Raw genomic sequence first — 15,502 nt, forward strand, 5'->3', positions numbered from 1 at the left:
TCCTCCTACATCCAATCCAAAATCTGAATCTGACCTTCTTCCGTCCATACGCCGACATCTCCTGTCGGATAGAGGTGTTCGCCTGTTTGATGTCGGAATGGATGCGGAATTTTATGCGCCTCCATCCAATCGGCAAGCTCCCCACAATGTGCTTTGATATCCTTTGAACCGATAAAGATGTCTCCTGGAAATCCAATCGGCATGAGCTGATATTGTTCATTTAGTACATAGATTTCCGTTTCAATAGAAGGATCATGAACACCTGAGTAGACCTCTTCTTGGTCTGGGTATAGCACACTAACTTGTGCGTTTATCGCCCAATTATTGACCATCCGTTCTTTCTCTTTATTTGTCACAATTGTAAAAGAAGAGAGCGGTATATCTGATTGTTCTGTCATGGCTTCAAGCGTGTGCAGTAGTTGCTGCATCATCGTCTGGATTTGCTTTTCTGTATATTGGTTCAAGCGGTAAGTGACTCGAAGCTCTAATGTATCCCCCGGCACGGCCACTAGTGTCAGATCATAGTTGGTTTCCTCGTGACTTGCGATATCTAGTATTTTCACACCATATGGCTCGACCGATTCAATCGGGTAGTTTTCAAAAACGACAATGCTGTAAAACAATGATTCACCATTTGAAATATGGGTCATTTGCTGAATATCCGGCAGAACCGTATACTCATATTCACGCATCTGAAAAACGGTTTCCTGTGTATGGGCCAACATGCGAGAAATCGTACAGTCCGGTGTAAATGGCAAACGGAGCGGCAATGTGTTAATAAATAGTCCAGTCATGTTTTCAACATCTGTTAAGGCAGCCGGTCGTCCAGATACCGTGACACCAAACACCACATCCTCTGAACCCGAGTGAAGGTGCAGCAGCAGGCCCCATGCTGACTGAATCAGTGTGCTCATTGTCACCTTCTGCGTGCCAGTTAATTCTTCCAATTTCCGCTGTAAATCTTGCGTCAGTTTGACGCTATACTGCGTGATTCCTGACGGTTCTTCCAGTGCTTGTTCACCGTCTCCAGGAAGCGGTGTCGCTTCCTCAACCCCTGACATATAATCTTTCCAAAATTCATTCGCCTTGTGCTGATCCTGCTTATACAACCACTCGATAAAATCTTTATATGGCCGCACAGGGGGAAGGTCGATCTGTCTTTCGTCCATAAGAGAACGATACAGTGCGAAGGACTCTCCAATTAAGCTGAACAAACTCCAGCCATCTATTAAAATATGATGAAAGCTAAAAACAAAAGTGCTTCTCTTATCATCACATGTAAATAGTGCAATGCGAATGAGCGGCTCATCTATATTCTCTAAATCGAAATCTCTTAAACGATCGGACTGCAAATATTGTTCAATCAGATCCCTTTGTTCTTGTTCACTCATATGGCGCACATCGTGCTGATTGAGGTGAATGCTTCCTTCTGATCTGATCAATTGCACTGGCTCTTTTAAGCCTTCCCAAGCGAATCTTGTTCGTAAAATGGAATGACGTCCCGCAAGGAGATTCCATGCCTGTTCATGCTGATGACCATCAGTTAATCCTTCCAGCGTCATGTGAACCTGACCAAAATAAGCCTGTGAGGCTTGATCTAAAAGTGCATGAAACAGCATGCCCTGTTGCATTGGAGAAAGCGGGTACACATCCATCACATTGTCTGGAAGCTGATCAATTTGCTGCTGCGACAATTGCACCATTGGGAAATCAGATGGTGTAAAACCACCTGTTGTCTCTAAACAATGTGAGAGTATCTCCTCTATTTTTCCCTTGAACCGCTCAGGTATCAGACGCACTTCTTCATTCTTGAGAAGCTCACGGTTCATCATAAAATTCATCTGAAGCTGACCACCCACAACATAGCCGTACACATCGATTAAATGCTGTCTATCGGCTTTCGGATCATGAACGTGCCCATTTCGCTCATCTGCTAAATAAAGCCTTGCCTCACCATCTGTCTGATCTAATTGACCAAAGTAATTAAAACTGATCTGCGGAGCCACCGTTGTGAGTAAACGAGATTCGGTCATATATTGAAGCAGACCATAGCCGATACCCTTTTGCGGCACAGCTCTTAAGGTTTCTTTGACATCTTTGATTTGTCTGCCGATATCGGTCTTTATAAAAGGAATCAAAATAGGATAAGAGCTCGTAAACCAGCCGACTGTCCGTGACAAATCCATTTGTTCAAATAAATCCTCGCGTCCATGCCCCTCTAATGTCATCAAAACGGGTTGACCAATGGCTTGTACAAGCCCTGCTAAAATTAAATCGTTCACCTCTGTCCGATATGCTTGAGATGCCTGCTTGAGCAAAGTCTCTGTTTGGTTCTTCGTCAACTGAACAGATCGTATTTCAGCATGTTCTTCTATATTGGAAAGCGCTGGCTTTTGAAAAGGAGAACCTTCACCCTCTTTATCAATCACCTGCTGCCAAAAACGCGCCTGCTTTAGTAATGTTTCTGTTTGTGCATACTCATATAGTGCATCAGCCCAACGCTTGTAAGAAGCGGTTTTCTTCGCAAAAGTCACAGCCTGACCCGCTTTCAACTGCTGAAGACCTGCTAACAAATCCTCCTGTATGATACGCCATGAGATACCATCTATCACCAGATGATGTGCAGCGACGAAAAGTTCTGATGTATTGTGGCCTGTGTGGAAAAGAATGGCCTTGATCACTTCTCCTTGCTCTAAAGACAATGTACTTTGGCAAGCACCCGTTTCTATATGGATTTGCTTAAGAGCTTCTTCATATGAATAGCTCGTCAAATCAAAAGATGTGACACAAGGAATTACACCCGGTTCACGAACGGTTTGCACCCAAGTTCCATCCGACTCTTTTATATACATCGCCCTTAGCATATCGTGATGATCGACAAGCTTTGAAAGAACATGTGTCACCTGCGTGAGCGACACTGACTGATTCAATTCAATATGTGCCGATAGATTCCAATAATCTCGGTTTGTCAATGACTGCTCAAAAAACCATGATTGAATTGGGAGCGGACGCACCTCTCCAGTAACCGGTGTCTGATCATACGAAACGGCTTGATCAGTCTTTTTCATAGCGTGAGCAAGCTGTGAAATGGTCTGCTTTGCAAATACATCTCTCGGCTGAATGATATAGCCTTCTTGTGCCAAGCGTGCCACCATTTGTATGATGATAATAGAGTCCCCGCCAAGCTCAAAGTAGTTATCATGTATACCAATCGACGGAGCACCAAGTAGCTGGCACCACACCTTTTCTAATATCCGCTCTTTTTCACTTACTGGCCCGTCAGTCAGCATGGTTCCTTCTTTCTGTTTCCATTCTGGTGCTGGGAGACGTTTATGGTCTACCTTGCCATTTGGTGTGAGTGGCAGTTCATCCAGCTCCATCAACAGACTTGGCACCATATAATCAGGTAATAGTTCCTTCAAGGTTTGGCGAATGTCTTGCTGGGTCAAAGAACCTTTCTGAACGAAATAGCCAATTAATTGTTTATGACCATTCTCTTGTTGATGCGGGATGACTGCACATTCTGTCACTCCCTCAAAGGTCAGCATAGCGGCTTCAATTTCTCCACATTCTACGCGATGTCCTCGAATTTTCACTTGCTGATCGATTCTTCCAAGACAGTCTATGATGCCATTTGGTAGCCAGCGTCCCGAGTCGCCAGTTTTATATAAACGCGCTCCTTCTCGGAAAGGGTGCGAGATAAATGATTGCGTTGTTTTTTCTTCGTCTCCAAGGTAACCAAGTGCAAGCCCTGTACCGCCAACGTATATCTCGCCGATAACTCCTTGCGGGACAGGTTGTAGTTGCCTGTCTAATATGAAGGCTTCTGAATAGGCAATCGGCTGACCGATTGGTACAGTGGTTTGCCTTTCATCCAAATCTCGAATGCGATGAACACAGGAGAACGTGGTGTTTTCGGTTGGACCATAACCGTTTAAGAGCCCTTCAGGCAAATACGTCACTGCTTTACGTATGTGAGCGGCAGATAAGGCGTCCCCGCCGACGAATAAAGCGTTAAATCCAGATAATGCTTCTGGATGCTCTTCTGTTAAACGATTAAACAATGGTACAGTCAGAAAACCCGTTGTAATCTTATAAGCCTTCAGGGCTTCAGCCAGTGTATCCATTGATAAAATGGTATCTCGATCAGTGAGTATCAGTCTTCCGCCGTTCAGCAGTGCACCCCATATTTCATAGGTAAATGCATCAAACGAGAAGCTGGCAATTTGCAAAATACGTGTTTGTTCATCAAGAGTGACATAATCGGTTTCACATACAAGGCGAATGACGGCTTGATGCGGAATGAGAACCCCTTTTGGCTGTCCAGTCGATCCAGATGTGTAATTGATATAAGCGAGTCCTTCAGGGGTGAGCGCAGCAGACACCACGTTCGCTACTGGTAAAAATTCTTCATATCCTTGATCAAGACAAACCATATCGGTGCGGCTGATGGAGACCTTTTTTAGCCATTTGTTTTTCGTGAGCAAGAGCTTTATCCCTGTATCCTTCAACATATAGTCAATTCGTGCAACAGGATATTCTGGGTCAATTGGCACGTAAGCACCTCCTGCTCTCACAATCGCCAGCACCCCAAGAATCATTTCTGGCGTTCGGTCTATCAGCAAGCCCACTGGCTCATGCGGGGTGACCCCTCGCTGCTGTAAATAAGCGGCAAGCCGTTCCACTTTTTCATGTAAGGTGCGATAGGTCCATTGCTCCCCTTGGTATTCAAGGGCGATCTCATGAGGTGTCTTTTTCACTTGCTCCTCAAATCGTTCTGTGATGAGGAGTGGACCTGATGGTTTGCCCGTTTTCCCGCTCCATTCATACACCAGTTGATGCTTCTCATTCTCTGGCAAGAACGGGATTTGTTCGATCTGTTGCTCTGGATTCTCACAAATGCTGCCGAGCATATGCTCGTAGTATTGGATGAATCGATCCATTGTATCGTCAGAGAATAAATCCGTATTATACTCAAGTGATAAACGAAGACCTTCAGCTCCTTCAAACACAAAAAGAGATAGATCAAATTTCGCTGTGTCGGTATCTTCAATGGTTAAAACTGACGTTGCCTCTCCCATTCGAGAAGCCTCAAGTGGCAGGTTTTGCAGGACGAACATGACCTGAAATAATGGCTGCTTGCTAGCATCACGTACAATATTTAGTTCATCCACCACCATCTCAAACGGGACATCCTGATGTGCATATGCTCCTATGGTTGTTTTCTTCACTTGCTTTAATAGCTCTTTAAAGGAAGGATTCCCCCCATGATCAATGCGAAGCGTCAAAGTATTGACGAAGAATCCGATTAAGTGCTCAATTTCAGAGCGATTTCTTCCAGCGATCACCGATCCAATCACAAATTCATCTTGCGAAGACAATCGATGTAAAAGCGTTGAGAAAGCCGAGAGTAACGTCATATACAATGTGCTGTCTGTCTGCTGAGAAAGTGTTGTCAGTTGCTCAGACAATTCCTTTGACAGCCGCCATTTCTTCGTTTTTCCTTTGTAGGATTGTAAGGCGGGGCGCGGATTGTCATATGGCAATTCCAGATCTTGAACAGGCGACGCAAATTGCTCTTTCCAATAGGAGAGCTGCTCTTGTAATATATCCCCTGTCAAATATTCTTTCTGCCATAGCGCATAATCTGCATATTGCAGCGGTAATAAAGGAAGCATTGGTTCTCGCCCTTCAATCGCCGCTGTATACGATTCAGATAGCTCTTTTGCTACAATGCCAATCGACCAGCCATCTGACACAATATGGTGAATGGACATGATCAGAAGGTGGTCCGTGTTCGATAGTCGAATCAGCTTTGCCCGAAAGACAGCTTCATCCTCTAATTGAAAAGGTGTGTTTGCCTCCCTTTTTGTCCATTCAGCCGCTTTGTGCTCTTTTTCTTCCTGTGAAGTCAATTCTGATAGATCAATGATTTCCAGTTCGGAAAGACTTATGCTTTCATGGATGATCTGCACTGGTTCATCCCCGCTCATCGCAAAGGATGTTCTCAATGATTCATGTCTTCGCACCATCTGATCTAGACTTTTCTGAAGTACACCAAGATCTAAAGGTCCATTCATCCGAAAGGAAATCGTATTATTGTAAAATGGTAGATCTGGCTCTAATTGATAGAGAAACCATTGTCTTTGCTGAGCGAAAGACATTGGAATATCCCGACTTCTTTCCGCTCTTCTCATCGGAATCGCTTCATCGGTTTTGGCATGTGCATCAATCCATCCTGCCAATTCTCCGAGTCTTGTATGCTCAAAAAGAACAGATAGCGGAACTTCAAAACCAGTTCTTTGTCTGATAGCTGACAGCATTTGCGTCGCTTTCAGCGAATGACCCCCTAATAAAAAGAAATGATCGCTGCAGCTTACATCTGAGACATCCAGCAGGTCTGACCAAATGTGTGCAAGGAGTTTCTCTGTACCGGTTTGAGGCGGTCGGTCTTCTGACTCATGCTCACTTTCCTCTATGAGTTCATGGAAGTAAGCTTCATCTGGCGTGCCGTCTTCTTTTTCCCGCCATAGTTCCTCAGGATAAAGATGTACAGTATACTGACCTGTAAGACGTGGCTGTAAAAACGTTTGAATTGAATGATATAGTCGTTCTTCTATCGCCTTTGATTGATCGGTTTTGAAAAATACATAAATCGCTTGTTCTATTTGTATCTCTGCATTGACCAGCTCTTGAATCTCTCTTTTCGATTGGTCTAATCCCGCATAAATTAACGTCGCATTTGTCATGAGCCCTGCCAGTATCGTATTTAAGCCCGCCTGCTTTGAAATCGGAAGATAGCCTCTTTCTTTTAAAATGCCTTTGATCATGGAGCCTTCGCTCATCCCGATCTCATCCCACATGCTGAAACTAAAGCAATACGGCTTCACTGTAGAAGTCAGTTTCTGATAATGAGTAAATTGTTCGACGAACTCATTGGCGGCGCAATAGGCTCCTACTGTCATCCCGCCCTTTAGCGTTCGTGCCGAAGAGCTAGAGATAAACAAGACGTTCCGCCGTTTGGATGCAGCTTCATGAAGTGCAATGGTTCCATATACCTTCGCTTCGTACATCTCATTCAAAGACACTGACGTGATTTGAGCAAGCAGCTCTTCTTGTATGATGCCAGCGAAATGAACAATCCCTTTTAACCAGCTACCATGGGCCACTTCATGTTTGGATACGATTGATTCAATTGTGTTTGCATCGGTGATATCCGCTTTTTCATAAACAACAGTGCCGCCATGGTCTTCCGCTAATTTTTCTAGTAAAGACAATGTCTCTTTTTGATTAGCGGGTAAATCGTCTTTGGCCCTTCTGCCAAGCAAGACAAGATGTACCTGATGGGTGGTGAGTAAATATTCACTAAGCATTGATCCAATCCCGCCGAGTCCGCCTGTCATTACGTAAAGACCTGATAGTTCAAATGGCGGCTTCTTCACTTGCTGCTTTTTCTCCAGATGAAGCGGTGTGAGTACAGGCACATAGCGCATGCCTTCTCGAAAAGCGACAATATGGTCAGGCTTCTTGCTTTTCATTTCTGTCATGATAGCCGATGCATGAGATGCTTGAGATGCTGATTCTGTCAGACAAAAATCAAGGCATTGAACATTGATAAAAGGCCATTCATGCTTGATAGCTGTCATCAGCCCTGCTGTAGTCGCTTTTTCTACATCATGCTTTTTATCTCCCGGCAATTTCATCGCATGGGATGACACAAAAGTGATGGTCACTGGTTCTTCATATGCGGCTATCGCTTTTGTTAAAAACAATGCGCTCATGCTGCCAGTACACTGTGCTTGTTTTGCCATGTCGACATGAAGTGGATCTTGATGGTTTGTGTAATTCCAAAGGTGAATGATCTGTTTTACCGAAACGCCGTACGAACGGAGCGTATCAAAAAGTTGTTCGTAATCAGATGGCTGATTCGGGTGGATGAGGTAATGTTTGTGTGAGAGTTGTGTAAATTCTTGACCCGGTTCAACCGTAATATAAGTTCCTTCGTTGTGATTATGTGATTTCAATTGATCTGTCAACCCTAATGAGTCTGCAAAGATCACAATGTCGCCTAAAGCTTGTTCTGCCGCTTGATCAATCGGAGTACAGTTCCATTCTTTCTGATAGCTCCAATCTGGCAGTGTATGCTCATTTTCAAGCCTAATATCCATTTCCTTTATGATTTCATCAAATTCGCCATCCTGCCATCTTTTCCTAAGTTGTGCCCGTTCTATTTTTCCAGAGCTTGTTTTCGGAAATGCATGCTTCTGAACAGGTATGATGCAAGATGCAGACAGCCCTATTTTTGTTGCAATATGGGATTTCATGTGCTGACTTGTCCTGATGATGTAAGAAGGTTCATATAGTTTTGGTGTGAAAAAGAGAATCAATTCGTCAGAAGCAGATGCTTCCAACCGAACGGAACAAGCTGCGACAAAGCTCGTTTCTACACCAGGCACTTCCTCGGCAATGGCTTCAATTTCATAGTTGTGATAATTTTTACCATTGATGATGATCATGTCTTTTTCTCTACCGGTTAACGTTAGCCTTCCTTCGTGCAGGAAACCTAAATCACCAGTGTGAAACCAGCCATCTGCTTGAAACACTTCTTGATTCGCTTCGTCATTCTTGTAATAGCCCTTCATTGTCGTTAACCCTTTGATTTGTACACTGCCAATGTGATCTTCTGGAAGAAGCTCCTGCTGATGATTGACAACGCGAATCGTGATACCTGGAATCGGTCTTCCCAGCTCTGTAAAGCTGACTGTTCCAGTCTCACGGGCTAAGGCAGGTCTTAGCTGATCTGTCAGTGATGTCTCTTCAAAGGTCAATACCCCGCTGTCTTCATTCCCCCTTTCAATGGCAAAGGAGAAGACAACCGCTGATGAGATTTCAGACATACCGAAGGCTGGTCTAATCACATCTCCCTTTAACCCGTGCGGAGCAAGCAGGTGTAAAAACCGGTGAATCGTCTTCGGTACGACCGCTTCTGCCCCATTGATCATACAGGTCATGGCAGAAAGATCCCAAGTCCCTGAAGAAATTTCTTTCTCATAATCATTGATCATTGCAAAAGCGAAGTTAGGCGCCCATGTCTTCGTGGCGCGGTAACGATCCATCCAATCAAGCCACCGCAATGGCTGAGCAATGAAGTCATCTGTCCTCGCCCGAATTTGCTGACAGCCTGTGTACACATTGACAAGGTGGAACATGACAATTCCGCCAATATGATCTAAAGGCATCCAGTCTAGTGAGATATCATCCTTAGTAAATTGATTGGCTTCCACCGTTCCCTTTACGTTGGCAAGAACACTTCTATGTGAATGTTCTACACATTTCGGCATCCCTGTACTACCAGACGTTAAGATAAAAAAGACAGAATCATCTGGTGTAACAGGATGAACATTTGTATCTCTATCAAAAGAGAGCATTGGCTCAACAGCCGCTACGCGTAATTGATCTGTGTGCCATAGCAAGGACAGACCCTCCACCTCTGCGGCAAGCGTTTCGTCTGTTAAAATGACCGGATGATCCAGCAGTTTCCAAGAGTGATGAAGCTTCTGCACCGCTGCGTTCATTTCTCGATAGGTTGGTGCTGCCGATACAAGTGTTGGAACAAACCCACCCAACACACAGGCCCAAAAGGCGCTGACCATAGCATGATTGGATGAGAATTGAAAGAAAACAGGATCACCCGCCTGAACACCCAGTATCCTTAAACCAGTCAGGATTCGTTCTGCGTCTTCCTTCAACTGTTTGTAGGATTGAGTCAGTTCGCTTTCACTATTTTCAATATAGGTGAGTCCATGAGTCGTTTTTGCTGCCTCTGATAAGACTTCTTGAAGGGTCTGGGCACCTTTCGTTAAATCAATATCCCCTCCATAGGAGAGGGCTGGCGGCTTGTCCGCCAAGGTAGGCACAGCCGTTTGGGTATGAACAGATTCATCTGCGGACTCCTGCACGATTTGCTTTTCGAGAAATAAGTGTGAGAGGTGATATGGCCGCGGTCGAATGGTTTTTTCACGTGAAAAAACAGCGAAGCGTTCGATCTCTTTGGTTTGTAAGATCGTGTTCTTTACATCTTGTAAAATGGCATCCAATGATTCTTGTACGCTAGTTTGATGAATGGTTGATGGTTTCATATGAATTCCTTCCCTTTTTTGTCAGGCAGGAACGCACATCGCATCCCTGCCAAACCTAAAGTTTACAAAACTGGTTGTCTATTTCTTTCGTTTAATATGTTTTTGACAAGCTGTGCATTTTGCGCTGCACATTCTTTTACTTTGAACATGTCAGCATGTTGACCGAAGCCTTGGTAATAAACAAATGCACCGGTCGTTGCATGCTTCCAATCTTCCATCCAGTCTGGAATCACAATTCGTTCTTCTGATTGGATGAAATGGATATCTGCTTGAATTTGTCCTTCGTTCACCCCCTGCACAAACATTTCATAATAGGCACGTGTTTTTTTAACAAGCTCTTCTTTCACCACCTTCGTTTGTGCAAGTTCGCTTTGCTGCGTCCGAGCCACAATCGCTTGAATGTCGTCGTCAATTGATCGCCCTGCTAAATCGCTTTTTCCAATTTTCTTATAGGAATCAATCATGATGACCTTTTCGACAGTTCTCCCTGCCTTTTCAAGTGCCTGGACGAGTTCAAAAGCCAGATAACACCCACCAGAGTACCCCATGAAAGACAATGACCCTTTAGGTTGGAGGTGCTGTATATGCTGTATATATTGCTCGATTCGGTTATCTGCTTCTATAAAATCAAACGCAATCAGACGGACATCATGAAGCGTTTTTGCTGACTCCTGATAGATGAATCCGTAACCTGGTAAAGGCGGTAGGGCAAAGACGGTCGACGTCTGTGATTCATTGAAAACTAGATAGCCAAAGGCTTGGTTGTCTTGTTTGTGAATATAACGTCCGAGCGCCTCAATTGTCGGCTTCTCAAACAGCAATTGAATCGGCACCTGTACTTGAAACTCTTTAGACACTTTAGATAAAAGAGACATCGCCTTTAATGAATGTCCGCCTAGTTCAAAGAAATGGTCATCGGTACTAATATCCTCTCGTCCAAGCAAATCTCTCCAAATGAGGAGCAATTTCTGCTCTACTTCATTGACTGGTAGTTTAATCCGGCGATTACCTTGCTGCGCCTCTGGCTTTGGCAGCTTTCGTTTATCCACTTTACCGTTTGGCGTAAGCGGCAGATTCTCTAGCAAGATTAACTCATGAGGCAGCATGTAAGCAGGAAGGCTTTCTTTCATCCCTGCTTTGATCACCTCGATTTTCTCTTTCCATCCTTCCTCACACGTGATATATGCCAGCAATCTCGTATGATTGGTCTCATTGTGGTCTGCTAGGAGAGCGGCTTGTCTTACTCCTGGATGCATCAGAAGGTGGGCTTCAATTTCCGTGAGCTCAATTCGGTGTCCACGAATTTTCACCTGATCATCCACTCTGCCTACATACTCTATATGACCGTCTTCTCGAAAGTAAGCGAGGTCGCCTGTTCGATAAAGTCTTTCTCCAGCAAAAAATGGATGCGCCATAAACGCTTGTTTTGTGAGATCAGGGCGATTCAAATAGCCCTTTGCGAGTCCTTTTCCACTAAGACAAAGCTCTCCGACCATACCGATGGGCTGGAGCTGACTGTGCTCACTCAATATATAAGCACCCGTCTGATTGAGCGTTTTTCCAATCGGAAGTGACAATGTATCTGTAGAAATGGCTTCATCAATAGGATAATAGGTGGCAAAGACCGTTGATTCGGTTGGTCCATATACATTGATCAGTCTGCCTTTTCCCATCACATCAAAAGCTTTTCTCACATGCTGAACCGATGCCCTTTCTCCGCCAAACAGCACTTTACGAACCCCACGCATCCAGGCTGTTCCTTCATCAACAAGAAGATGAAATAATGCAGTCGGAACAAACATGACGGAAATGTTTTCTTTTGAAATCAGGGCGGTCAACTGGCGCATGTCTAAAATCGTTTCTTTCTTCGGCAGCACAAGCTTCGCCCCGTTTAATAGAGCACCATAAACATCAAAGGTAAAACCATCGAATGCGCTATTTGATAAAGAGAGCAATGTATCTGTTTCTGAGATGGTTAAGTAATTGGTATTTTTGACAACCCGGGCAATATTAGAATGGGTTGTCATAATCCCTTTTGGTTGCCCCGTTGTACCAGATGTGTACATGATGTACGCCATATCATGCAGACCGCCCTCAAGCGTCAGGTTCTCTGAGCTCATCAACAAAATTTCCTGATCATCTGTGAAAATATATGTGCCATGAAAAGCAAACGCCTTCGCCTGACTAATGAAGGAAGATTGAGTCAGAAGATGTGTGGCCCCGCTGTCTTTTAACATATATTGAATGCGGCTGTCTGGATAATCGGGATCAATTGGCACATAGATAGCACCTGCCTTTAACACAGCAAGCAGACTGATGATGAGTTCTGGCGTGCGCTCCGCTAAAATGGCAATTACTGTTTGATGGGCAACCCCATTTTTTTGTAAATGCCGTGCCAATCGATTGGCCTGTTCATTGAGCTCAGCATAAGTGATCGTTTGTCCTCCGGCTGACAATGCCGGCGCATTTGGCTGTTTGCGGACATTATGCTCGAACCACTTAGACAAATAAAGCTGTTCATGCTCAAGTTCAGGCGCATTGAATTCCTCAAGAATACGTTGCTTTTCCTGCTTTGTCGTAAGTGTAAGTGTGTGAACGGATTGATCTGGATGCTTGATCACCTCCTTTAGTAAGAGATGAAGCTGTTCCTTTAGGCGATGGACAAAGCTAGGTTCAAAGGCTTTTTGATTAAAGGCTAGCTTCAATTGCAATTGTTCTCCTGGTGACGCCAGCAAATTGAGATCATAGTTCGATTTTTCAAATATGTTCATTTCTTTCACTGAAAATCCCAGCAGTGTCTGTTGGTCGTCTTTTTTTGCGTGTGGCACATTCTCAAATACCACAATATGATCGATTAGCTGTTGATGACCTGTCTTTGACTGGATTTCATAAATCGGTATATATTGGTGCGGTTCAGCCGCAAGCGACTGCTGCTGCGTTTCTGTTAATAGTGAACGAAATGTCACTTGATCCGTCAGTTGGACTCTCTTTGGGATGACATTGATGAACAACCCGACCATCCGATCAACACCAGCCAAATCTGCCGGACGTCCTGACACAACCGTTCCGAAAAGAACATCATTTGACCGCTGATACCTGCTGAGCAGAATAGACCACACGGATTGGAGCGCACTGCTTAAAGTGGCATTCTGCTGCGAAGCTAAAGCGGACAATGCGGCCGTTTCTTCTTTGCCCAATGCCCATTCAATTTCGCCTAGTACATAGTCTGTCGTTTGTTTTCGTTGCTCTTTAAAGGTAGTTTGTCCTTCAAACCCCGCTAATGTTTGCTGCCAATAATGAAGAGACGCTTGTTTGTCTTGTTTTTCTAACCACTGAATATAATCCTTATACGGTTTGACTGGCTGTAGTTTGCAAGGCATCTCGTGCAAAAGTGCATGGTAAATCGCAAATAATTCTTGCACGACAAGTCCGAAACACCAGCCATCAAGGAGGATATGATGGTAACTCCATATCCAGCGATAGCTTGAAGGTCCAGTTTGGAAAAGCGAGACCCGCATGAGCATATCCTTCGACAAGTCAAATCCTCTTAACTGATCCTCTTGTTTAAACGTATCGATATGCACGAGCTGTTCCTTTTCAGAAAGGCTCTGCAAATCAATGACATCCATGTGGAAAGGTCGTTTCTTTAGGACAACCTGGACAGGGCGTTTGACTTTCTCGTGAAGGAACACGGTACGAAAAATATCGTACCGATTCACGATGATATTCATGCTTTCCTCAAGCAAATCATGGCGAAGTAAGCCTTCTACTTTCATATCCATTTGTTCTATATAAAAGCCCTTTTCTTGATGATGGAGGGTATGAAACAGCATTCCTTCTTGCATCGGTGACAAATAATACATATCTTGAACTTGATCCTTTTGAAATTGACTCATCTATTTCATTCCTCCTTCCCTTTTTAAATGACTGTTCAACTGGTGTTATGTCAATTTCTCCTCAAGCATGTCAAAAATATCATCTATTTCTTCCATTTCAAGATCCGTTGCGGAGAAGTCACTCGGCGTGAATTCTCGCTCATGACGAGCTAAGCAATGTGCTATGATCGCAGTGAGTTTCTCCTTTAACAAATTCATCAACTGCTGAATCGTCTGTTCTTCATATTCACCTTTGCAATAAGAGCACGAAAGAATGAATTGATTGTTTTTGACAAGACCACTCAAGTTTAGCTTGTAAATAGCTTCAGACTCAGGACTTGCTTGACGGCCCATATCATATGTTGACGGACCGAACAGTTCCGTACGGACTTCTTGATCAATTTGACCAAGGTAATTAAAACTGATCTCTGGATTCACTCGTTCTTTAGACGGGAGGTACGCTGTCAGGTACCTTAAGATACCGTAGCCAATACCTTTATTCGGCACACGCCTTAGCATTTCTTTTGTGGTTTTGATGGCATCTGCTATCTCCTGATCAGGCTTTGTCTTTAATACGACAGGATACATGCTCGTAAACCATCCAACCGTTCGGGATACATCTAAGCCTGATAAAATATCCTCTCTCCCATGACCTTCAAGCTGGACATGTACATGCGAAAGACCTGACCATTCTCCGACCGCAAGACCAAGTGCACATAGAAGAATGTCGTTCATTTCCGTCGTATACGGATGGTGAACATCTGTTAAAAGATGCTCGGTTTCAATTTCTGTCAGTTGAATTTGCACGGCACTGGATTCAGCAACCGTCCTTTCTTTCACTTGATGATCAACAGGTAGAACCGCAAATGGTTTTCTTTCAATCTCTGCCCAGTACTCACTTTGGCTTTTTAATGTGTGTGACTGTGCGTATCGCTCCACAGCTTCTGCCCATTCTTTGAAGGAGTGAGTTTTTGGCGGAAGAACAAGCGTTAGTCCTTGTTCTGCTTGCTGATAAAGAGACATAAAATCTTCAAGTAAAATGCGGCATGAGACACCGTCCATGACGAGATGATGTGTCACGATCAGTAAATGATCTCCGTTTTCCGTATGGAAACATACGATTTTCATTAACGGTCCTTTTTCGAGGTTCAACTGTCGCTGATACTCATTAGCATATGTGGAGATAGTCGTTTTCACGTCCTGCTCTTTTGCCACATTGCAAGAAACGATCGAAATCGGTTCTGTGAGCTCACGCTGATTGTACTGCATGATCTCACCATGAACGTCTCGGTACACCATTCGCAACGCATCATGATGTGAGAGCAATTTTTGCATGATTTGTTTCGTAATCTTGAGGTTAAACCCATTCGGTGCGTGAAGCATCATCGATAAATTCCAGTGATGTTGGTTGCTGAACTTTCGTTCAAAGAACCAGCGTTGAATCGGTGTAAGGATGACCTCTCCTTCGACTGGTGATTGATCGGCCGT

General features: G+C 44.1%; 3 protein-coding genes. All 3 read right to left on the minus strand.

Going from position 1 to position 15,502, the window contains the following annotated elements; genetic code table 11:
• Positions 1 to 5: 5 nt before the first annotated feature.
• Entirely contained in the window at positions 6 to 10,139 is a 10,134-nt protein-coding gene (locus tag ACIQCE_RS13580; RefSeq protein WP_400495456.1) for a non-ribosomal peptide synthetase, read from the minus strand.
• Between the two features lie 62 nt (positions 10,140 to 10,201).
• Entirely contained in the window at positions 10,202 to 14,035 is a 3,834-nt protein-coding gene (locus ACIQCE_RS13585) for a non-ribosomal peptide synthetase (protein ID WP_400495457.1), read from the minus strand.
• A 45-nt stretch (positions 14,036 to 14,080) separates the two neighbouring features.
• Positions 14,081 to 15,502, minus strand: a 1,422-nt coding sequence (locus ACIQCE_RS13590) for a condensation domain-containing protein (RefSeq protein WP_400495458.1), incomplete at its 5' end; no start/stop codon positions are given.

The sequence above is a fragment of the Bacillus sp. NPDC093026 genome (assembly GCF_044754665.1).
Classification (GTDB): Bacteria; Bacillota; Bacilli; order Bacillales; family Bacillaceae; genus Bacillus; species Bacillus maqinnsis.

Bases quoted from the DNA above. Each gene is read 5' to 3' on its own strand.
- ACIQCE_RS13580 (WP_400495456.1), bottom strand. From the start codon at position 10,139: ATGAAACCATCAACCATTCATCAAACTAGCGTACAAGAATCATTGGAT.
- ACIQCE_RS13585 (WP_400495457.1), bottom strand. From the start codon at position 14,035: ATGAGTCAATTTCAAAAGGATCAAGTTCAAGATATGTATTATTTGTCA.